The sequence below is a fragment of the Oscillibacter sp. genome (assembly GCF_031978065.1).
Lineage (GTDB): Bacteria > Bacillota > Clostridia > Oscillospirales > Oscillospiraceae > Oscillibacter.
In genome coordinates this window covers 1-21207 of the sequence record NZ_DALZCH010000057.1, presented here as the reverse complement: position 1 = coordinate 21207, position 21207 = coordinate 1, and the positions used below count along the sequence as shown (strand labels likewise).

The window sequence follows — 21207 nt, the reverse complement described above, 5'->3', positions numbered from 1 at the left end:
CCTGAATGATGCCCGCCGTCATGAGCTTATCAATAATAGGCCGGAACTTCTCCGGGACGTTCGCCAGTTTTTCGTAAGTAATCACTTGCTCCTCCTCTACATCATATGAGGGCCGTACAGCGCCCACAATCAAACTGTTGCTGCGGGTCCTGCGCTGCACCTGTCCGCCGTTTGCGTCGTTTCCTGCGCCGGTGTTGCCCTCAATGGCGACCACCCCGGAGGGCGTGACGCTCTCGATAATGCCGGTATGGTCGGTAGCCGCGCCGCCGGGGAAATCGTAGATCACCACGTCGCCGGGTTCATAACCTCCCGTCACCCAGCGGCCCGCAGCCTGCGCCGCACGCATCAATGCCCCGCAGGAGGCCGTGCGCATAGGCAGGACAACGCCCACCTGATCAAAGCACCACTGCACGAACATCATGCACCATGGATTCCCGTCAAGCCCGTACCACTTTCCATACTTAGTTCGGTTGCTCCCAACCGGGCTTTCTGCATACCATAGCTCCGCGCGGGCGATATTCAGGACATCACTTACCGTCGGCATCGCCCGTCCCCTTCGCGCCCACGGTAATCTGCGCCAAAGCCTCTTTCAGTTTATCAAAGCCAAACATTGCGCTGTAGGCCACCAGAAGCCCCACAACCACCGCCGCAACGACGGCATACCATGTGATGGTCACGCTGGTAATCTGCGCATAGGCCGCGCCGGAAGCCAGTGTAAGGCCCTCTGACAGCAGCACCACCACCAGATTAGTGGGCAGCTTGCTCCACGTTGCCTTTTTGATCACCTCCGTCAGCAGGTTTGTCAGGACGGTCAGCGCGCCGATGATCGCCATCAGCATACTCATGTTTTCGACACTCATTTTTTACTCCTCCTTATAAATCGTTATTCTCTGAATTTGCTCCGAGGGCGGCATCGTAGGTGATGCCGCCCTTAATGTTTTCCGCCTTGGCCTTTCCAAAATAGGCCGTCAGAACGACCGCCGTGGCCGCCTGAAGCGCTCCAATCAGCGTGGTGAGATACGGCAGGCTTCCGGTGAACTGCATCCTGATACTGAGCCAGCACAGATATAGCACGATGTAGGTGCAGCTCCCGTCCACTGCCAGCACGCCAAGGGCAATCAGCTTGGAGCCTGTCCACTTTTTGGGGGCAGGTTTACCCATCCACAACCTCCATTTCTCGTAGATCATGAACCAGTTTTGTCACCGTTCCGTTGCCCCCCAGATTGTGATACTGCTCATAAAGTTTGTCGACGTTTTCAAGCCCGTGAAGCGTAATCGTCCCACGCTCCTGATAGTGATAATAGGCTTTCAGTATCCGGTCCCGCAGCAACGCCTGAATGCCCAACTCCGTCGCCCGCTGCCTGCGCCACAGCAGGCGCACCACGAAGATCAGCCCGCCGCCGATCAGCCCGAAAATCCATTTTAACCACCACTCAGCGGCGATTTCTGCCATATGTAGGCCCCCTTTTATACATTTTGCAGAGTAGCGTTAATCCTGTCATACTCCTCTTGCGTGATGCGCCCTTTTGCGAGGGCCTTTTGCAATTGCTCAATGGTCATATTCCCGGAAATCCATAACGGGAGATAAAGGTTGTACCATGTTGCCGACATTTAATGTCCTCCAATCACTCAACGGATAGCTCCATCACCGCCTGCGCGGTTTCATTTAAGTACGCCGCTACTTCTTCTAGCGTTTTCCCCGGTTGCGGCGAGGGGATAGCGGCGCGGTCCGCCTCAACCTCCGCGTCCGTGCGCAGGGCACACGCTCCGTTGACGTACTTATACCGAGGAATGCCATCCATGGTGTACAGCCCGCCATCGAAATAATGCGCTTGACAGAGGTTGTAGCGGTCGCCCTCCCCTTCGTCAATCTCCACCCATCCCGTCAGGTCTGCCGGGGTGGCGTAGCCGCCCTCACATCTGATGATGCGTCCAACGAAATCTATCTGGATATAAACTTTTGATGTTTCCATGTGCCCTCCACTTATAAATCCGAAATAAAATCAAGATACGCAGTAGCATCATTATTGATAAACGTTTCGTATGCCCCACCGACCGTAAACTGATCTGATCCTCCGGGCACTACGCCCACTGTTAACGCATTCCCAACCATATCGCCAGCGGACAGCGTTATGCTGCTTGACCATCCATATATTGTTATCGCGCCATGCTGCACAAGGACTGGCGGTGTGCGCATTGCAACGGGAAGATAAATTGCCATATATCCAAGCGCCGTAGCCACAGCCGCGCACATCCCAAACGATCCGTAAACGCTAGATGATCTCATCCGGATAAAATGCGTCTGACAGCGCAGCAATTCGGTTTCGCGATTTGGCACAGGCATTTTCGCCCAATCCGTAATTTCTCTCAGCCCCAAATGCGGGCGCTTAATCGTCCCTCCAGAGGAAGTAATATCGCAGTATTTTGTACTGTCGTCATAAGTAATGGCCGCCGTCCCGGAGTGCATTTCGATAGATGCATCCACGGGGAATCCGATTGGAAATTCCCGAATCTGCCGAATTGTCCCATTTAGCGTCAGTCCATCAGATGCCCATGATACCGTCCCTGAAATCAATTTCCAACGGTCGACGGCGTAGGCAACACTCCCATGCATCCCGCCAATACCGGCCTGCGCTACCGGATTTGTGAAGTCGACATTGTCAAGAAATTCAATCTCCATCTTGCTTTCAAGCTCCGCATCAATCTCCCCGCCGGGAAGCGCCCGCGCCACCCCGGAATCAATCTGCGGGCCTGTATGTACGCTTTTATATCTTGGCATATATCCCCCTTAAAAATAGATTACAACACATCCTGGAGCTCCGTTTCTGCCAGCGGTCCCAGTTCCCTTTGCGCCGCCATACGCCGTCCATGTGAACGATGCGGTGCCGGATACAGTGGCGCTCAGTTGCCCTGCTCCGCCACCGCCACCGCCGCCGTTACCGCCGGTTCCTCCAGTACCGTAAGCCACTTCGCCGCTTTCAGGGCTTGGCTGCGCGTCCGCACCGTCCGCGCCTTTCGCAATTTCTGAAACTTCCCCGGTCCCGGTTGCGCTTTGCCCGTTGCCTCCGAGCGCCGCGCCACCGCCTGCGCCGCCGCCAATTGCCGCTTGCCCGACGGGCGTGGTCATCGGGCCGGACCATCCTTGGTTTCCCGAACCGCCCTTCCATTCCGCTACGTCCGCACCGTTTTCTCCATCTCCTCCGCTACTTCCACCATCTCCGCCATCGCCGCCGTCGATTCCGTCAACGCCCGTTTTGCCGAAAATATCGCCCGTCATCCCGTCTACGTATCCGTTCGGCACCCGCTCCCCAGCAGCCGAGCTATACGCTCCAAATGTTGTGTCCTGCCCATCTTCACCGGGCTCTCCGCCGGGATAGGCGTGATAGGAAATTTGAGTGCCGGGGGTAAGCAGAATTTCTATTTCCAGAATCTTGCCACCGAGGCCAGCTGCACCGTGCAAGCCTCCCTTGCCCCCTGCCCCCGGTCCCGCTGTCTTTGCCCCGGACCCAGAGTAATGCAGTATAGAATCCGCCCCATTCTCTCCATCGGCCCCGGCGTCTCCCCCGGACCCGGCCTGAATCAATACGCATTTCCCGCGCGTCGCGCCCTCTGGCACGGTCCATTCGCCCGCCCCAGTCAGCAGCACCCGATTGTTGTAGTCATTGCCGTGGTTGGATGGGACGTATCCCGTAACAATGGTTGCATTGGCCTTGAGTGTATTGCTGATTGTGACGTTCATAGACTGCAAAAGTCCCTCTGTATCATCCCCGTAGGCATCTTCCAGAAAGACCGCATCGCCGGGGCGCTCCCCGCCCTCCACAATCGACACTGACAGCGTTTTAGCGCCCGAATAATACGCCAGTACCCGGTCAGCAACGGACCCGCTGTTGGCCATGGAAACCAGCGTGGCATCCTTTACGGACACAATGTTTTCCGTCTCCGCGTCCAGCCTGCGGGAGATAATCTTTGTTTGGTGTGTATACTCTTTGCCTGTCAGTGTACCTGTCCCGGAGACGACGGCATAGTTAACGCCGCTTTCGTGCACCGTCAGGCCGGAGGACGGGGTAAGGTCGTGGCACGGCTTGTCAAAAGTAACAGTCTTGTGATCTACCGCCCCGCTGCCATCCGTGTTGTCAAAGAGTGTTGCCTCGGTATCTGCCGATGTGGTGTAATAGGCATGCTCCGTCACGTCAACGCCGGTCGCCGGGGTGTTATAGGCCAAACTGCCACCGGTATACATCCGGTCTCCGATGATCTCCGTTGGAGCGTCCGCAGACAAAAAGGCAAAGTTAATGCCACCGTCGGCAGTCTTCCGGACCGCCGCACCAGTGGCAAACAACAGCTGTCTTAAATTGTCACGCTTGGTCCCCACCGGGAGCCAGCCGAAAATTAACGTAGCCGCAACGTCCGGGGCCACCGTGTAGCTAAACACGCTGCCGATAATATTCGCCAGAACCACGTCCATACGCTGTCCCGTGTACATCCCTCCCACATGAGGAAGCTTGTCCAAAAGCCCGACAGCGGAAACCGCAGATAGGCTAAAGACGGTTTTCCCGGCCCTGACAATCTCCGACTTGTATAGCTTTGCCTTTAACGTGCCATCGCGCCAATACTCCACCGGCGTACCGTAGGGGATGGATGTTATGTCCGGTGCGTCCGGTTGACAGCAGAATATGTCCCCGTCCTCCGTCTCCAAACCGTCGTAATCGGACGGCTCAAATTCAGCGGGGACCTTGCACAGGCTGAAAATATCCGCCTCCAAGGTGTCAATGGATAGCTCGTCCTGCGCAATGGCGTTCGCGAAAAAGAGATTCCCTCCGTCTAAGCGGTTATCTTCTAATTGGGGATTACGTTCCCATCCAAACCCGCCACAAATTATCTTATCCATGCGTCACCTCACGATCTGGGGCGCAATCGGGATAAAGTTAACTTCGATTTCATCCCAATAATTTACACCCTCGGCAGCCGTCCTGAGTTTTCGACTGCCGGAGGTGTAATACGCCTGATACGATATGGAGCTTTGCCCGCTTGCGGCTTCGAGCATCACGTAATCATCCGCCGAGTGCTGTTTGAGGTAATCCCACAGAGCGTCAAAAGCGGCGTTGTCCTTGCCATTGAAGAAGGTAATCTTATGCCCGATGAACGACCCCAGCACATCCCGAATCATGCGCCCGTTGCCGGAATTGCGGCCTACGTTGTCGCCGTCAAGAACGTTGAAATTTTCCTCGATGGAGGAGATTGCGACGGTCGCATCAAATGAGATTCCATTTATTTTTACATAGTTCATACGCCCTCCACCATCTTAATTCCTACACGCTGATTCTCTTTGGCGGCATAGGGATTCGTGAGGCGTGCAAATGTCTTGCCGTCGATCTGCAAAATAAGGTCCCCGCTTTGCCCTCCACCGGTAATACCCATCTCATTCATCACCTCGCGGATACCTTGCTTGATGGTTCCCATGGGCGCTTCAATGTTCGTCCCGCTCTTCTGGTCGCCCAGCACCGCCATAAACTCGCGATTCGGAGGTATGACGGCACCGGTGGCGAGGGCAGGCAGGCTAGGCAAAGATGCGGGCATCATAGATACTGTCGGCATAGATGATACACTCGCGATTTTGCTTGACAACCCACTCGAAGAAGAACTGAAAACACCACTAAATGCACTCGAAATGCTAGACTGCGCTCCAAGGACAGCCCCCTTTATCACGTCCATGATCTCCGTGACTTTATCTCCGATTGTCTTCTTGCCATTTTCCAACGCGAGAAGCCATCCGGCAACCATGTAATCCCCTTGCTCTTCCGTCACACCCGCCGGAGAGTTAATATCCATTGCTTTATTCCCGGCATCTACCCCGGATTCGAGCGACTTTGCCACAGCGTCTCCAACTCCGCCACCCGCAGAATCAACACCACTTGACACCCCATCTGAAATGCCGGTTCCGAGTTCCTTTGATGCCGCATACAGGGAGTCTCTGTGCTTTTCTATTTCCGTTTTTGTATCGTCAAGAGAGCCAGACACTTTGCTTATCACTGCATTCCATGTGTTGTCTGAACCGACGGCGGCAAGCCCGAAAAATGAGGCGATGCTTGTTCCGATCAATGCAAGTCCGAGTGGTATATTCCCAGCAAACAGCAGTATAACGCCGATTACAAGAGCCGCTCCGCCGATAATGGCAAGCATGACCTCAATTTCGTGTCTTACTTTTGCAACCGTAGCCCCCCAGTCAACCCCCGCCTCAGTAGCGCCCCAATACGATAGCGCGCTCATTGCTATCAAGCCAAGCCCGATTGAAAAGTTACCTGTAAGTAGGAAAATCACGCCAAATACAAGGGCTGCGTCCGCAATGATAATTAGTGCATTGGATATTTTTTCTCTTATTTTATCTGGGACCGAATCCCAGCTAAACCCGGCCTCAGTCGCGCCCCAATAGGACATGGCGGCTACGAGCAACAACCCAAGGCCCGCGCCAATATGCCCGGTAAGCAAGAATATAGCTCCAAACACTAGAGCCCCCAACGCGATGCCCACTAGCACTTTAGATACCACCATACGAATTTCAGGAGGAATAGCATCCCAATTAAATCCAGCTTCGGTAGCTCCATAATAAGACATGACGCTTGCAAGTAGAAGCCCCAGCCCCGCACCAATGTTTCCGGTAAATAAAAAAACGATACCGATTACCAAGGCACCGAAGGCCACGGCAATTAGCGTATTTGCCGCCGCAGTCTTGATTTCCGGCGGGATAGAATCCCAGCTAAACCCAAGGGCCGTTGCGCCAAAATAAGATAAGGCGCTCACGGCTAAAAGTCCCAGCCCTATGCCCACGTTCCCGGTAAACAAAAACACAATGCCAATCACCAGCGATGCAGCCGCCACCGCAACTAGCAAATCTGCTATGACGGTCTGTACATTCGCTTTGATGTAATCCCAATTCAGCGCAACCGCAGCCGCCAGCGATGCGGCACCAGCGATCATTAGTCCGATGCCGAGCGGCACATTTGTTCCAGAAAAAGCAAGAACAACGCCTAATACAAGCAGTGCCGTCCCCAAAGTCACAAGGATTGTATTAATTTCCGATTTTATTTTTCCATCAATATCGCCCCAGTGTTCCTTAGCCTCCGCTGCCAATCCAATCGCCCCGGCAGCCATTAGCCCCAAGCCAAGGGGGATGTTTGCTCCCGAAAATGTCAAAATAGCTCCCAATGCAAGCAGTGCTCCACTGACATAGGTGGTAATTTCGTCAATTTTCTTTTTATAGTCCTCCGAGCTAAATTGTGAAAGCCCAGAAAAATCCGTGTCCGTGGCAGAAATTTTTTGCTCGTCAGTATCGCCGGACAATTGATTGATTTCATCAAAAGCCGCTAAAGATTTTGCCGCCTTTTTTGCCGCTTTCCCTGTATCGTCCAAAGCGTCAGTTTCGTCCTTCAATGATTCTGCCGATTCTTTGGATTGCTCAACAGTGGTTCCCACAAGGGAACTAAATACTCTCGCAATCGCCATAACAATTTGTGTAAGCATTTCTGTGAACTTTGTGAGCATAGGCAATACAACCTCAACCAAAGGCTGTGCCATAGTAAGCAGCGCCGCCTTGAGTTTTGAGATAGATGCAGCCGTTTCGGAATTCGTCTTGATGACTTTGCCGCCCCACTCGCGAAATTTTGCCAGAGCCTGAGTAATCAGTGTAAACACCAACGCACTCCTGACCACCTCACGCACTCGCATAGCGAACCGGCCCATACTTTTGTTGGCCTTTTTTGTGGCCTTGTCCATCTTGTCAGCACTTTGAACTGCATTGCCGTAGTTTTTTATTTCACCCTTAATCTCTGCAATTCTTTTTGCAGTTTGGTCATATTCGGCATACCCTGCGGTCAGCCCAGCTTTTTTCAATTCAGTGAGCCGCACCTGCAACTCGACAAGTTCCTTGTTTAATTCAATTAATTTCTGATCCGACACCTCTGCTTTTTCCGCAATGATTTGGAGCCGGTAAGCCTCTACCTCTGCTGCAATCTTTTTTCTTGTAAGCTCGTCTTGCTTTTGGATGGCCTTTTCCGCCGCCACCGCGTCCTTTTCTAACTGCGCCGGTGTTTTCGCGAGTTCTGCGGAATATGCTCTTGCTTCGTCCTTTAACAGTGCAAGATTTCTGTATGCCTTATCATATTCATCCGTTCCGAGACCCGCGCCTGTGTCCTTAATCCGATCAAGCGCAATCTCCGCCTCCTTGATCTTCCCCGCAATTGTGTCAAGGCCGAACGGGTTTTGAGGCTTCGGGGAAGAAATAAGTTCGCGCTTATACATGATTAAATCTGCGTTAATCTTGTTAAGCTTTTGGATTGCAGCGTCATACTCTTCGTCCCCGAACCATTTTCCTGATTTTTCGAGGTTTTCGACATCTAACTTCGCCCCATCTAAGGCGGCCTTCAGTTCATTTGTTTCTTGCGTCGCTCCGCCTATGCCCTTCGCGAAAGCCTCCACCATCTCGATTGCCCCTTGATCGTAACCTACTGGAAGCCGCAGTTTTTGTACCCGCATCAAATTTTTTTCAAGTCCGCCTGCCGCTTCTTTCGCATCTTCGATGGATTTTGAAAGCCCCTCGTCAGAAGATTTGTTTAATCTCTCTTCGGCCTTTTCGATTTCTTTTCTGAGATCGGATAATTCTCTCTCGACCTTTGTATTATCGAGTTCGGTTGAAAATGTAATAGAGCCGTCAGCCATGAGCCACCCTCCTTTTGGGTATAATAAAACCACCCTCGGTTTCCCGAGGATGGTTGATTTGATGGAATTTTATTGTTTAAATGTCAATCTTAATTTTACTGTTCTTATTAAGTCCTCTAAACTCTTTGCAGAATCTTTTTGCGCTTGCAATATTGTTTGAAGCGTCAAATATAATATATTCGGGCTTGTCTTCGCCTCGATATGTAAATATCAGGTATTTGGTGTTAATCTTAATATTTCGCTGAGTTGCCGCCCCGCCGAGTATTGCGCCAAACGCACCCAATACCATCGCGCCAGCAATTGCGCCACCAACGCTTGACACATATTGTTTTTGTATTTCTGTGTTAGTCAGGATATCGACGTTAATAATTTTTTCAGTCGATAGGTTAACCTCTTGCCCGATAGCCTCCACCGCAATTTTTTTATTTAAGCAAACGACCTTGCATTTTGCGTTCTGTGGAAGATTCAGACCGCTCACGAATTTAAACTTTCCAAGGAATTTAAATTCACCTTTCCCGTATTTCCTTTGAGCCTGAATCTGTGGGAATACAATCGCCAAGCAAATACCTATGACAAATAAAGTATATACAATCAGTGCGGCGGTGTTACCCTCCCCAACGACTGCGCCCAGCCTCCATATTGTTACCAAAAACACTGCAACACAAATCGGAATAGCGATCTGCTTAGATACGATTGAGCGTTTTACACCAGCGGCTTCTTCTATCCTTTTACGCACCTTTGCGGCCTCTGGAAATCGGTAATTGGTTCCGTCCAGCTTGTCAATATATTTAGATAGCGCATAAATTTCTTCATCTGAATAGTCAGTGCATTTTCTGAAAAACGCTTTTAGTTCAAAGACGGATAGATATGCTCCCGCAAGTTCATTGACATCTATGCGGTTCCCGTTCTTGTCAACTAAATGTTCGCACATTTGATGAACATTAAATTCTTCGCCCATAAAAGCACCTCCACTTTCCCAAACAATACCATAATCATTCAAAAAGCGCAAGTGTAGCGCCGTTTTACCGATAAAAAAATGGAGTGGCGGGAGATTACCCCGCCATGCGTTACTCCATGCTGGGAACTGCTTGCTTCTCCCTGTCCAAAGTGGTAGGATTTGGGAGAAAGGAGGTGAAGCTATGGAAGAGTTTGTAGCGTCAGTGCTAAATGAGATACGGAACGGGGCCAATTATCAAGACAATATCGCTCGCGCGTTAAACGCAAGTTCAAGCGATACGGAAAAGGCATTGCTGGTACTGGCATCTCGTGGCAAAATCTATCTTGGCAGCAAAGACATACTAGGCAATTACAAGGACATTGCACCGCGTTGAACAGCTTTGGCTAAATCCTCCGCAAACAGTGATGGTGTTGCACCGCTTTCACTGAAATCAAATCTAGCAGTACCGTCGAGGGAAAGTGACATCTCGACGGCACTGCTTTTTGATTCTGCGTTAAACACCAGTTTTGACACTTCCCGTCCAATGGGCTCCCCGTTTACCCAAACGCTCAAATTCCCATTGTTGACTTCAATTTTTAAGTCCTGCATTATCAGCCCTTCCTTCCCGTCCATGCACTGAGCACGGCATCATCGTTTTGTGTGTATTGGGTTTTGAAGTCCACCAGATGCCGATTTTTCCGATACCATTCAGCATCCGATTTATCCAGCGGCTTTCCCTTTGCTTTTCTGTCGCGGACGCGGACAATTTGTGCGAATGTGCAGTCTCCGATCTCTTGATAAGCGGCAATAAACGTCCACCAGTGCATGTATTCAACGGCCCGGACTTCGGTTCCCGTAACTCGATTGATTGGAGCTACAATATGCTTGAAATCCTGTTCCCAGTCAATTAGCTTAATCTGCGGGCCGTCGGATTGAGTGTCTCCACCGTTGATAAACCAGTAGCATTGCTTAATGGCTTCATCGTAATGTTCGGTGGGCATAAATACCGCTTCTTCTCCGCTCTCGCGCTCTACGACATGCCCGATGAATGATGGATACAGAATGTGAAGCGCTGTGAACGCCTTATCCTGACTGCTTAAATCCGCATCAGATAGGGCGACGCATATATCTATCGCCGCCCTATAATCTGACCTGATTTCATAGAATACGCCGCAGACATCAAGGCTCGTGGGCAACAACTCTCGCCATGACGTATCCATTACTTGCGATATTTTTCGGTATACTTCTGGTACTTTGCTACGTACTTCTGCACGCGCGGGTTCGTAGCCTTTTGCTCCCGAGTAAAGGCGGTGTCAATTTCATCCATCACCGCCAGCAGCAGATTGCACCAGACAGGCAGACCGCCCGCCATGGCGTACATATTCATATCTCCAAAAACAGCGTCGCATACGGGGCCGAGAGCGCCGTCAATGACCTCGCGCATTTTCTTATCGCGCTCTCTGGCAATATTAAATACCTCACGTTTGTCACCGGTCTTAGACACCTCTGCTTTGTATCCTTCATGCAACTTGTCCAGAGTTTCAAACGCGTTGTATAGGTTTTCGACAAACGCATTGTCAGTGGGGTTAAAGGAAATATCGCACTTTCCGTTTACGGTATACGTGACTACGCCAGTATCGACATTGAGTTCCATTATATGTACCTCCTAAATTAAGCCGTTAATTCCGGCAGATAAGCAAACCTCATGATTTGCTCTCCGTTGCATTTGCAGATTTGATAGATTTCTTTGTAATGCGTCCCTTTTTGCATCTCCTCGTCCACGGTGTGAAGAATCATGTCCTCCAGAAAGCCCATGGTGGAGATGGTCTTGAATGGGACGCTATCGCGCTGTCCGGGGCCAACCCCAACCAACGAATTTACCAGTTTGGAATAGACAATATAGAACTTATCGGCGTTCCGACTTCCTTGCGCTTTGGCATAATCGATCAGGTTCGCAATAGTATCCGTCTCGTTCCGGCGGACAAGCTTGCCTTGCTTGCGGGTCATAAGCCATTCAGTAGACTGACGCTCACGGATGAAGGACTCCATCTGATTGAACGCTTGGATGTATTTTAGTTTCCAAAGGTCGGCTTCGCGGCCGGTAAATCCCATCACAATAAAGCTGAATCCGTCTCTGGTGAGAAGGTACTCTTTGTAATGATTTCCATTGTGTTCAAATGCCGTCCGAATGAAGTAGTTTTTAACTACGAACTTTTCCGTAGTTAGATTTCCTATCTTGTTTTCGATTGCCGCAACTACGTCATTGTGTCTTTTGCCAAATTGGTCCGCTACCGTCCGGCTACTAACAACCGCGTGTTCCCTATGCTCAAAAATCATCAGATCGTTTTTCATAATAAATCTCCTTAAAATTTGGGCCGTGGAGTACGGGCCTAAAGTTCAGGGCGGAGGGTCATCCCCTCCGCCCGTTTATTGTTTAGTCTCCGGAGCCTTCCGGGGTAAATGTAATCTCGCCATCGGCGGAGACAACAGACCCCACCGTGCGCTGACCTCCAAATGTTACATCAAGGGGCATCCCGAGGAATCCACCACCCGCGCCGCCAAGGCTGGTCGGACTGATTGCACAAGCGGAGTTCCGCACAGCAAACTTCGCTCCAGAAGCGCCGACATCGACATAGAGATGCGCCACCAGCATATCCAGTGCGCACAGCGCCGCCGCGTCTTCGTCCTTGATTGCCAGATTCCAAAGCATCACCTGCGCCGGGTCCCCGGCATCCAGTTCACAGGGGTCAAAGGTCTGCGTCTTGACAGGAGTCTTCTGCGTCGTCCACACATCGCCGAAAATATCCGTCTTCGTCTCCTGCCCCCAGTCCATTTCCATGGAGCTGTCTTCTACCCGCTTCCCAATCCGATGCCATTCGGGCGCGGCGGCGGTGCCGGTGTTGAGATACAGCGCCAGCAGGTTCCGATCAATCGTTTGACCGGGAGTAGTATTAAAAGTCAAGTCAGCCATTTGTTAATCACCTCATATTTTTTCTTAAATTGCACGGACAACTGCACTGAGTACATTGCCGTTTCCTCTTCGTCCGCTGCATACAGCATTCCGTTCTGTGCCATGATCTTTTCCGTCCTCGGTTCGTCTCCGAACGCAGGAGCCGCACCGGTAACGCTCTGTTCCTGTACCCACTCTTGAAAATCAGATACCCAGTCGGCGTTGATAGTTGCTCCCTCGTCGTCCCCAATCGCTTTCGGGAACACGCAGTAAATAGCAAAATTGTACTGATTGGTTACGGTGGTATTTCCCACGATGTCCCGTCGCCTCTCCACCTCCACCAGCCCGGACGGATAAATGCCGCCATTGGATGGGACTTTGTCGGTGTAGTCCACATGGAAGTGTGAAAGGATATCATACCCCGGAAACGTGGCAATCCACGTCTGCATTTTTTCAAGCGCGGTCATTTCTTCCCCCTGTCAACATAGGTCTGCGTCTCGGCGGCGATCTGCTTGCCCTCTGCCACCATCATCCGCCTGTCCCAAAACGGCCCGGCCTGCGGATTTTTAGACTTGTCATATTGGAGATCACGGTCTGTAACGGTTTTTGGGGCCTTCCCCTCCATCGCCTTGCCGTAATACTGATACCGGGCATAAGGGCCTAATACCTCAATCTCCGTGTTGCTCTTGACCATTTTGAGTTTGGTTGCCAACACCCCGGTGCGGAATGGCATATACCGCGTGATTCTCCGATTGACGGAGTTGGTCACGAACCGCTGCACATCGCCGTTCTTATCCACGCCCAGCCGTGTCAGGATGGTATTGACGGGCTTCATGTTCACTTTTACCCGCGTACTCATCCGCCAGCCTCCACATGGGCCATGCGCCCCTGCCAATACTTAGGGTCAACGTACTTAACCGTAACCAACCCCGGAACCTTCGCCGGGATAAACTCCCGCCACTCTGCCGCCGTGGTCACGCCCGGCCCCTCTCCCAATAAAACCTTGTCCCCCACGAATACGGGCTGCTCGGAACATGGAATGACCAGCAGGAACGAATTGACTTCGCTGCTGCCGGTCTTGTCCACGTCCTGAGTCTTTTTAAAGTCCAGAAAAGCACGGGTAAATACTTGCTTGGTGTAGGCCACATTGTCGGTATGGTAGACCGTCACCGTTTGATTGCACTTCGAGTAGTCCACCGGGGGATGTGGGCGAACGCACAGCATCAGCCCACCCCCCGGTAAATGTCCAGATACAAACAGGCACAGCGGTATAGTTCCTTGCTCTGTGCCTTCTGGCTGATATCCACGCCTTCGGTTTTCTGGCTGCTGGACACGGAGCCGATGGAGGAACTTGTTACAAGCCCCCCGTTCTGGGCCAGCTCGTAATAATACAGCGCGTCTGCCATGGCACAGATAGCCATATCCTCGCTATCAGCATTGGGCGCGGTCACGGTGTAAATGCGCTTGTACCGGGAAAGCTGCTCCCCCGACCGCTTGGCAAGACGAGGGAAATCAGCTTCCGGGATAGAGCCGCCTAAGTATGTCTCTGTGTAAAATGCATAATCAGCCATAGACGGCTCCTTTCCTTATCCTCTGGAAATGACGCGGGCGATGGGGATAGCCTTGTGGTCAATGTACTCCTTGGTGCTCTCGCCGTTGTGAACAAGCGTCCAGTTTGCGCCAGTCTCCAGCTCCGCAGAGGTGGGGGATGCGCTGACCTGCGTATTGCGGGTATAAGAGATGCCAAAGGGAGCAAACACCTTCCGCTGGCGGCTGTAAAGGGTATCCTCGCCGCCGTTGACAGCGGGGTCCCGGTCCATTTCATAGGGGACCTTTGCGCCGATGTTCTCATAGTCAAATGCGCCGTCACCCAAAACAAAGGTGGTGTACTTGGTGTAGCCCTCAGAAGTCAGCTCGTAGTAGCTCCCGATGCTGCCCACGACAGGGCTTGCAACGGGGGTATACACGTAGTTGCCAGAAGACCCGCTGCGGGTGTAATAGGTCTTAGCGGGGTTGATCTCCGTATCGGAGGTCAGGGCGTAGACCGCAGCCACGTCCTCGGTGGGCATGGAATCATCAATCAGGACGGCCCGACCGTTCCAAGTGCCAATGCCCAAATCCCGCTGGATTCCGTTCGCGTCAGTCTGCTTGAGGTAGGCCAGAAGGCGTAGGTTTTCGAGGTTGGTAGCAACGGAAGAGTGCATGATGGCGATGGTGAACACGGACTTGTTGTCACCACTGGCCTGCTGGATTGCGGTGTTCAGGGTTGTAGCGCCTGCACGGTTCCGGGGATTCTTATCGCTGTCCTCCCCGGTCAGGGCGGTGATGTCCAGCGTATGTCCGTTGACAAACTTGAGGTTTGCCACGCCGGTCATGGCAAAGATGCCTTTCAGGATAGACAAAAGCATATCCTGGTCGATACCGTCCCAGTATTCGGCCACCTGCTGAGCCACGTTGTCCATGAAGTTCACGCCGCCGGTAATGTCGGCAGAGAAATCCTTTTCCGTCCACGCCTGCGCACGGCCAATTACCACAACGCCGCGCTCAAAGGTGGTGGTGCTCTGCGCCGTGATATTGGTAACGCCGTCGTAGTTCAGCGGAGTGCCACCGATGCGCCCAGTCATAGGGATGGTGGCATAGGCCGTTCCGGTCTGGCTGGAAAATGCCTGTCTGATCTGCTGGTTGCCGCGAATGGCGCGGGACTTGATCAGCTCATTGCGCTTGGTAGTGGGGATCCGGTCAACGTAAGCGCCGAACGCTACCGGGTTAAAGGATTTGCTGTCAAATTTCGTCTGAACGTATTCAGCCATTGTAAATTCTCCTTGTCATAATTAGATTTGTGCACTGGGGTTTGCCTCCAAATAGGCAGACAGTTCGGAATAGGTCATTTCGCTGATTTTCTTTCCGATAGGGGCAGAGCCGGGTCCGGGTGCATAAGGGGGCGGAGCCTGTGTGTCCTCAAACAAATAGCCGTCAGATTCCCGCAGCTTGTCCAGCGCGGACTTGATATCCTCGGAGCGGTTCTTACTTGCCTTGAGGGTGTCCATGTCCAGCAGGCCCCGAAGGGCCTTTGCATTGCGCCCCTTGGCGGTAGTAATGGCGGTATCCAGCAGACCGTTAAATTCCATGTCGGCAATCTTGGCTACTGCATCTTTTTCCGCCTGCTCCGCTTTCTTCTTCCACTCGTCTGCCGTTTTCTTGATGCCATCAATGTCCATGCCCTTGAACTCTTCAATGGTCTTGCTGGCCTCGGCAAGCTGACCCTTGATGGTTTCGTAATCGGCAAACGGCTTTTTCGCCGCCTCGATGTCGTTGCCATTCTCAGCCATAATGGCATCAATGATTTCCTTGGTCAGCACCTGATCTCCAATTTTGATGTTCTGCAAAAATTCGCGTTTCATATAGTTCCTTTCTCGGCTACGCTTTCCGGATATACGCGAGTCGCATCCGCCGTCCGTTGCCCTTAGTACGCCGGGCCAGCTAAAATGGTATGAAAAAAGCAGCCGTTAAGCTGCAGCAATCGTTGCGTTAGACTTTCTGCAATTCCGCAAGCGCTCGCACAACGTCCGGGAGCATATGCGCCTCTGCTTCAATCGCTCCCGGAGCAGATGCCCGGTCAATGAACTCAATCAATTTGTTCACTACGTGCTTATACTGTTCGTCACTCATAACCATTCTCCTTTCATGCCGCCCTGCCAAATCCGGCCACCTGCGCCCGCTCCATTTGCGTTCGCAATCCCGCCGCTTTGGAAAAGCGCCTGTATTCTTGGTTTAAAAGCGTCAGCCGTGCTTTTGCGGTCTGCTGGTAATCCGCGTCGGTTGTCTGGTCGGCGATCAGTACGCGCCGTTTCTGCGCCCGTACGGCACGTTCTAAGGCCCGTTGCTGCTGGGTAGCCTGATAGCCAGTGTAATGTTTGCCTTGATATGTGATGCCGTCGGTGTTGTCCTCCCGGAATTTACTCAATTCCTCCGGCGTGTATTGCGGGGTGCTGATGCCCAGAATGATCGGGAAGGCCGCGTGCCCGCAGTTCAGCGTTCCGATACGGCGTTTCAAACTGTCATTGAGCGCGGTATACGCAGCGTCGGAGTATTGTTTGCCCTGAATCGGCTCGTGATCGGGAGCACAATTACCGTGGGCGGATATCTCCCAGCCGTCAGCGCCCATATCATCATGATTCTGCTGGGATATCTGCTCTTGCATCAGTCCCAGCCCACCCATAATGTTGCGCCGTACAGCGGCCTCCATGCTGGTGTGCACGCCGCTTTCATAGTCGATGGTCCGCAGCCCATATTTGGCGATGTTGCGCGTTGCCTGCCGGATGGCCGTGTTGTAATCCGTCGCCCCGGTGGATACCTGTTTAAACGCAAAGTCCGTGGCGCTGCGGTATACGTCCCGCAAGGGCAAGGCATTGCCGTAAGGGTCTACCATGCCCAATGTCTGGGTGATGTTAGAGAAGTCACCTCCAGCCAGCTTAACGGCGGCGGCTACAATCTGCTGTATGGCTTCATTCTGGGCGAAGGGAACGGCCTGCACTTGGGGCAGATTCTTCAGGTCAAAGTTATACCCTGTCTCAGCCGATTGGGTCAGCAGCTTACGCAGGTCGCGGTGAGAAACTTTGAGCATTTCCCGCAGCCGCTTCTTGATCTCTCGTTGAGATACACCCAACTGCTGCGTCCGCCAAATCTCGTATGAGGCCGTACTGGTGAGCTGCCCCGCCTCAGAGATACGTTTGGCGATGTCGCTAATTAAGTAATCTGTGATGGGGTCTGAGATTTTACCGGCAGCGTCACGCAGGGCGGCGATCTTGTCAGGGGTAAGCATTTATTCATCACCTGCCCCCTCTGTCAGTCGTTCGATCTCCGGCATATACTTGCTTCTGATGTTCTCCAAATCCTTCGGGGTTTCCGGGAAAGGCAGGTTGTAGTACCAAGCAATGGCTACTTCTGGTTTCAGCATACCAGACGCAACCATACCAGACAGCTCCGCCCATGCCTTATCTCGGTTGAAGAGTACGCCGTCCCCCCAGTCCACTGTGATATCCTTCTCCGGGTCGAACTTGCTTGAATCGCATAGCTTATAAATCTGCCCCAGCCGGTCGCAAATGCCCAGCAGCTCCCGCAGTGCGTCTTCCCACATGGATTGAAAATCAATGATCGTAAGGTTGTAGTCTCCGGCGCTGGAGGTGATCTCCGTTGCCGTCCGCTCTGCCACTTCTACCTCGGAGAGAATGCCGCGCTTTAGGCCGATCTGGCTCTCAATGTTGCGTAGGTATTCTTGCTTCCGGGCCAGATAGGAGGCTTCGCGCAAGGCCGGAGAAAAGATATTTACCCCTATTTCCTCTTGGTCTCCATCAACAGAAGTAAACACATGGGCAGTCAATCTCTTTCGTCCGCCATCTTCGTTCATCTCCATCATGTCACCGCTGACAATTATGCGGGATTCACCGCGCTCAAACTCTCCGTTTAACTGCTGCTCATTCCGGTTGATATTGCGAATAAGCCCCACCGCAGGGGCATAGACCGATACACCGTCCTGAGACATATCCACGCAGTTCAGGAGCGGCGTTTTGAAATATGCCATGCCAATACCGCCAACCCCACGAAGCGAAAGCGTAGGCTGCAATGCGGCGTATTTAGGAATAGCCGCCAGCGGTACCGGCGTGCCGCCTAACGATGGGTCGTTGCTCTCGTATAGCTTGCTCTGGATGGTCAGCGTCCCGGCGTCATCCACCGTCCGGCGCTCCAGCAGCGTGTAGTATTTTCCGTTGTATGCGGTCGTCTCGGACGTGCCAACATCCGTTATGCGGCCCTGTGTGTCACGGGCCAATGGAATAAAGCAATCCCGCCGCACGATGGAGAAATCAAAACTGCGCCCGGAAAGAACGGGTTTAATGAAGCACTCCCCGCCAACAAGGGCTTGCTGCATGGCTACCCCTTTTGGTTTGTCAATCTTATTCAGCAGTCCTGCCATGAACTCCGCTTTGGGTCCCTTCGTGCTCACGGTCGCCTCATATTCGCTGAACGCAGTCTTAGCGATCTTATTCACGATGACCACGGGCAACCGCTGGCAATTGTCCTCCCCTTCCTGCGGCGGCCCCTCCAGGTACATTGCAAACCATGTCTGGATAGCGTTTTGCATCTGGGGCGAGGTGATGTCTTTCACACGGTACGCCTGCTCAAAGCTCTGTATTTTGTTGTCAAGCAGAGCGGAGAAGATACTCACGGCTTCACCTCATTTCGGATTATAATACGCCGCTGATTGCGAATCCCATTTTCCAGCCCATTGATATAGGCGTTCAGGCGGTCAATCTCCTGCTTCTGCTCGACGATAACGCCGGTGAGATGTTGATTGACCTCCATCAGATCATGCCTGCACCAGTCAGGGAGGAATTTAAGGTAAAGCCACCGTTTGAATTTAGTCATTGCCCTCTCCTCCTCCAAATCGGGAATGTGCCATAGGACACCGCATCAATGTGGTGGTTTGCCGCATCGGGGTATCCCGGCAAAACCTCTCCGGTCTTATCGTCGCGCTCATACTCGTACTCGGTGAACTCCTTCACGGTAGCCGGGCATCGCTGCGGATCAATCACAATTGCATCAAGAGATTGAAGCCACTTCATGCGGTATTCCACACTGCCGGGACCTTTTTTCACGCCTCTGCACCGTATCCCATAATCGCAATAATCGCTTACGCTCTTCGGCTCCGCGCTATCAGCAATCACCATTTCATCAGCAGGGATACGTTTCAAAAGTAGCTCTGCGGTATCGCGGTTGCTTGTCCGGTTCCGGGTCAGCTCGTCAAACAGGTACAGCGTCTTTCTTGCCGCGTCGTAATAGGCACGGTTCCATGCCCACGGGTCAGGATACCAGCCCCAGTCAACGCCACTCATGATGCGGTCATACTGTGCAATCTGATTTTCAGGGATAGCATCAATGCGGAGATTTTCAAATACCGCTGTACCAGACCCGACCACCTCGCCCATATACTCATGCCGGTATCCGGTTGGGTTTGTTTCTTTCAGGTGCTCAGCGTCGGCAACGAAACGAGGGCCCAACCACTCAGGTGGCGTTGTCAAATAGGTGCTGTGATGTACCAGCTTTCCTGGCTTTGCCTCCAGAACATATCGGTTTGCCCAGTTCCGGGCCATGGCTGGCGGATTAAAGCTTTTGAAGCAAAAAGAGAACGGCCCACCTCGAAAGATGGACTGCTCTACATTTCGGACTTGTTCAGGGCCGTCAAACTGGTCAAGTTCCTCGAACCAACCAACGCCGATATACCCAAACGGCACTTTTATGGATTTCAGCTTGCCGGGGTCATCCAGTCCAAAGAACATGATTTTCTGCCCGGTTGGAATGTATGTGCATTCCATGGGGCTGACAGTGCATTTAAACCTTGCTGACAATCCAAGGGATGCAATGGCCCAGCAAATCTGTGCATACACCGAAGGTCGTAAGGTATTGCCGACCTTGCGCATGACCACTGCATGGCATTCCGGGTGCTTTAACAGCAGTAGAATGACCTCAACGGAAATATAACTGGATTTTGCACCACCGCGGCCGCCTTTTTCCACCAGCTCATTGATATCGCCGGATTTGACAGCATGGTGGGAATCCGTAAAGGCAGGGGAGATAACGTCAGACAGCTTATAGGTCGTCAATGATATGCACCCCGCTATCCTGCCCGCCTTGCCCCTCAGCGGCCTGTACAGTGTCCTTGATGTTCTTAAGCGCCGCCGTCACCTGTTGCAACCCCAGCCGGTCAATAGGCCCGGCCACGACTTCCTTGCTCTCATTCTCGACCACAACCTCCTTAGTCGGCTTCATGCCGTCATTATAGGTGACGGTCTTGGTCTTAACCTTGTTGGTCACGATATGGGTATCAAGCTGGGTTGCGGCTTCCTCCAGCTTCTCCAAGAGCGTGTCTGCCGCCGAAAGAATGCGTCCAATCCGATTGGCCTCTTTGGTGGATACAACCTCCGCTGTTTTTTGCTGTACTTTTGCTGTAATCCTGCTGTATTGTTTTTCGCGATCCTCTTTCCACTTTCCGTCGACCGCTTTCCGCGTTAAGGTGTTCACGGACACCCCGTATTTCTCCGCCAGTTTTCGGTAGCTAATAGACCCACTGACATATTCATTTCTAATTTTCAGCCAGTCGGCCATATCGCCACCTCTCTCACTCAAATCTATTCCACCACTCGGCCCCACCCTGCCTACGCTCACGCAATGTGATGGATAATACCCGCCCGAAGGCTACCAAAGAATTACATAAAGAAACCGGCCACCCGGAGGCAGTCGGTTTCTATTTTGTTATCCGCTTAGATTGTCACACGCGCCGTTATGTCAAACGATGAACGTATAAGACCGACGTGCGGTTTTCAGCGGATGGTGCTGGCTCGTGCGGTCACGTCTGACCGATTCCACCAGTAATGCAACCCGGCCAGCAAGGGCGGGTTGTTGAGGGCTTACCCCTTGAGGCACGATTTGACGAATCCTTACATGGTGCAAAGATGCGGTTCTGGGCCGCATAAGCCTATTGGCTGCTCTGCATATTGTGGGAGCCGCCGTATTTCAGACGGCTCCCTAACTTTTTCTATCTTACACTTTAGCA

29 protein-coding genes are annotated in these 21207 nt (G+C 52.4%); 1 reads left to right on the top strand and 28 read right to left on the bottom strand.

Annotated elements, in window-relative coordinates; genetic code table 11:
* From RTK01_RS09915 to RTK01_RS09870, 11 genes are all read right to left on the bottom strand, one after another.
* Nucleotides 1-544 (bottom strand): CHAP domain-containing protein (locus RTK01_RS09915; protein ID WP_312280813.1); only part of this gene is annotated, 544 nt, incomplete at its 3' end.
* Nucleotides 528-860 carry a hypothetical protein gene (locus RTK01_RS09910; protein ID WP_312280812.1) on the bottom strand — a complete coding sequence of 111 codons (333 nt, stop codon included), beginning with the start codon at nucleotides 858-860 and terminating at the stop codon, nucleotides 528-530. The genes RTK01_RS09915 and RTK01_RS09910, both read right to left, overlap by 17 nt.
* Before the next feature lie 13 nt (nucleotides 861-873).
* The gene (locus RTK01_RS09905) at nucleotides 874-1161 is read right to left on the bottom strand and encodes a hypothetical protein (protein WP_312280811.1); all 288 of its coding nucleotides are present in this window, start codon (nucleotides 1159-1161) and stop codon (nucleotides 874-876) included.
* Nucleotides 1154-1453 (bottom strand): hypothetical protein, encoded by a 300-nt coding sequence (locus RTK01_RS09900; protein ID WP_312280810.1) that lies wholly within the window; start codon nucleotides 1451-1453, stop codon nucleotides 1154-1156. Before RTK01_RS09900 ends, RTK01_RS09905 begins: the two co-directional genes overlap by 8 nt.
* 14 nt (nucleotides 1454-1467) lie before the next feature.
* Complete coding sequence (locus RTK01_RS16860) at nucleotides 1468-1560, bottom strand: SHOCT domain-containing protein (protein ID WP_397352660.1); 93 nt, start codon at nucleotides 1558-1560, stop codon at nucleotides 1468-1470.
* A 65-nt stretch (nucleotides 1561-1625) separates the two neighbouring features.
* Nucleotides 1626-1973 carry a hypothetical protein gene (locus RTK01_RS09895; protein WP_312280809.1) on the bottom strand — a complete coding sequence of 116 codons (348 nt, stop codon included), beginning with the start codon at nucleotides 1971-1973 and terminating at the stop codon, nucleotides 1626-1628.
* 11 nt (nucleotides 1974-1984) lie between these two features.
* On the bottom strand, nucleotides 1985-2779 hold the full coding sequence (locus tag RTK01_RS09890) for a hypothetical protein (RefSeq protein WP_312280808.1): 795 nt from the start codon (nucleotides 2777-2779) through the stop codon (nucleotides 1985-1987).
* Nucleotides 2780-2788: 9 nt separating this feature from the next.
* On the bottom strand, nucleotides 2789-4888 hold the full coding sequence (locus tag RTK01_RS09885; RefSeq protein ID WP_312280807.1) for a hypothetical protein: 2100 nt from the start codon (nucleotides 4886-4888) through the stop codon (nucleotides 2789-2791).
* 3 nt (nucleotides 4889-4891) lie between these two features.
* Nucleotides 4892-5287, bottom strand: coding sequence for a hypothetical protein (locus tag RTK01_RS09880; protein WP_312280806.1), 396 nt, complete (start codon nucleotides 5285-5287; stop codon nucleotides 4892-4894).
* Nucleotides 5284-8712, bottom strand: a complete 3429-nt coding sequence (locus tag RTK01_RS09875; protein ID WP_312280805.1) for a hypothetical protein — start codon at nucleotides 8710-8712, stop codon at nucleotides 5284-5286. The genes RTK01_RS09880 and RTK01_RS09875 overlap by 4 nt, the downstream gene beginning before the upstream one ends.
* 76 nt (nucleotides 8713-8788) lie before the next feature.
* A complete protein-coding gene (locus RTK01_RS09870; protein ID WP_312280804.1) occupies nucleotides 8789-9670 on the bottom strand; it encodes a hypothetical protein in 882 nt (293 codons plus the stop codon).
* A gap of 181 nt (nucleotides 9671-9851) precedes the next feature.
* Between RTK01_RS09870 and RTK01_RS09865 the strand changes: the two genes are divergently transcribed.
* Complete coding sequence (locus RTK01_RS09865) at nucleotides 9852-10043, top strand: hypothetical protein (protein ID WP_312280803.1); 192 nt, start codon at nucleotides 9852-9854, stop codon at nucleotides 10041-10043.
* Here RTK01_RS09865 and RTK01_RS09860 read toward each other — a convergent pair.
* The 17 genes from RTK01_RS09860 to RTK01_RS09780 form a co-directional block, all read right to left on the bottom strand.
* Nucleotides 10019-10258, bottom strand: coding sequence for a hypothetical protein (locus tag RTK01_RS09860; RefSeq protein ID WP_312280802.1), 240 nt, complete (start codon nucleotides 10256-10258; stop codon nucleotides 10019-10021). The genes RTK01_RS09865 and RTK01_RS09860 overlap by 25 nt on opposite strands.
* A gap of 2 nt (nucleotides 10259-10260) precedes the next feature.
* Nucleotides 10261-10869, bottom strand: coding sequence for a Gp15 family bacteriophage protein (locus tag RTK01_RS09855; protein ID WP_312280801.1), 609 nt, complete (start codon nucleotides 10867-10869; stop codon nucleotides 10261-10263).
* On the bottom strand, nucleotides 10869-11303 hold the full coding sequence (locus RTK01_RS09850) for a hypothetical protein (RefSeq protein ID WP_312280800.1): 435 nt from the start codon (nucleotides 11301-11303) through the stop codon (nucleotides 10869-10871). The genes RTK01_RS09855 and RTK01_RS09850 overlap by 1 nt, the downstream gene beginning before the upstream one ends.
* A 17-nt stretch (nucleotides 11304-11320) precedes the next feature.
* Nucleotides 11321-12001, bottom strand: a complete 681-nt coding sequence (locus RTK01_RS09845) for a Rha family transcriptional regulator (RefSeq protein ID WP_312280799.1) — start codon at nucleotides 11999-12001, stop codon at nucleotides 11321-11323.
* A gap of 82 nt (nucleotides 12002-12083) precedes the next feature.
* Nucleotides 12084-12620, bottom strand: a complete 537-nt coding sequence (locus RTK01_RS09840) for a hypothetical protein (RefSeq protein ID WP_312280798.1) — start codon at nucleotides 12618-12620, stop codon at nucleotides 12084-12086.
* Nucleotides 12608-13066, bottom strand: a complete 459-nt coding sequence (locus RTK01_RS09835) for a hypothetical protein (RefSeq protein WP_312280797.1) — start codon at nucleotides 13064-13066, stop codon at nucleotides 12608-12610. The genes RTK01_RS09840 and RTK01_RS09835 overlap by 13 nt, the downstream gene beginning before the upstream one ends.
* The gene (locus RTK01_RS09830) at nucleotides 13063-13458 is read right to left on the bottom strand and encodes a minor capsid protein (RefSeq protein ID WP_312280796.1); all 396 of its coding nucleotides are present in this window, start codon (nucleotides 13456-13458) and stop codon (nucleotides 13063-13065) included. Before RTK01_RS09830 ends, RTK01_RS09835 begins: the two co-directional genes overlap by 4 nt.
* Nucleotides 13455-13823: a hypothetical protein gene (locus RTK01_RS09825; protein ID WP_312280795.1), complete on the bottom strand. Its 369-nt coding sequence runs from the start codon at nucleotides 13821-13823 to the stop codon at nucleotides 13455-13457. The genes RTK01_RS09830 and RTK01_RS09825 overlap by 4 nt, the downstream gene beginning before the upstream one ends.
* Nucleotides 13823-14170, bottom strand: coding sequence for a hypothetical protein (locus RTK01_RS09820; RefSeq protein ID WP_312280794.1), 348 nt, complete (start codon nucleotides 14168-14170; stop codon nucleotides 13823-13825). Before RTK01_RS09820 ends, RTK01_RS09825 begins: the two co-directional genes overlap by 1 nt.
* 15 nt (nucleotides 14171-14185) lie before the next feature.
* On the bottom strand, nucleotides 14186-15409 hold the full coding sequence (locus RTK01_RS09815) for a phage coat protein (protein WP_312280793.1): 1224 nt from the start codon (nucleotides 15407-15409) through the stop codon (nucleotides 14186-14188).
* A 21-nt stretch (nucleotides 15410-15430) separates the two neighbouring features.
* A complete protein-coding gene (locus tag RTK01_RS09810; protein ID WP_312280792.1) occupies nucleotides 15431-16000 on the bottom strand; it encodes a phage scaffolding protein in 570 nt (189 codons plus the stop codon).
* 127 nt (nucleotides 16001-16127) lie between these two features.
* Nucleotides 16128-16268: a hypothetical protein gene (locus RTK01_RS09805; RefSeq protein WP_312280791.1), complete on the bottom strand. Its 141-nt coding sequence runs from the start codon at nucleotides 16266-16268 to the stop codon at nucleotides 16128-16130.
* Between the two features lie 13 nt (nucleotides 16269-16281).
* Nucleotides 16282-17421 carry a phage minor capsid protein gene (locus RTK01_RS09800; protein ID WP_312280790.1) on the bottom strand — a complete coding sequence of 380 codons (1140 nt, stop codon included), beginning with the start codon at nucleotides 17419-17421 and terminating at the stop codon, nucleotides 16282-16284.
* Nucleotides 17422-18822, bottom strand: coding sequence for a phage portal protein (locus RTK01_RS09795; protein WP_312280789.1), 1401 nt, complete (start codon nucleotides 18820-18822; stop codon nucleotides 17422-17424). It abuts the gene before it with no gap.
* Nucleotides 18819-19022, bottom strand: a complete 204-nt coding sequence (locus RTK01_RS09790; RefSeq protein WP_312280788.1) for a hypothetical protein — start codon at nucleotides 19020-19022, stop codon at nucleotides 18819-18821. The genes RTK01_RS09795 and RTK01_RS09790 overlap by 4 nt, the downstream gene beginning before the upstream one ends.
* On the bottom strand, nucleotides 19019-20257 hold the full coding sequence (locus RTK01_RS09785) for a PBSX family phage terminase large subunit (protein ID WP_312280787.1): 1239 nt from the start codon (nucleotides 20255-20257) through the stop codon (nucleotides 19019-19021). The genes RTK01_RS09790 and RTK01_RS09785 overlap by 4 nt, the downstream gene beginning before the upstream one ends.
* A complete protein-coding gene (locus RTK01_RS09780) occupies nucleotides 20244-20780 on the bottom strand; it encodes a helix-turn-helix domain-containing protein (protein WP_312280786.1) in 537 nt (178 codons plus the stop codon). The genes RTK01_RS09785 and RTK01_RS09780 overlap by 14 nt, the downstream gene beginning before the upstream one ends.
* Nucleotides 20781-21207: the final 427 nt, after the last annotated feature.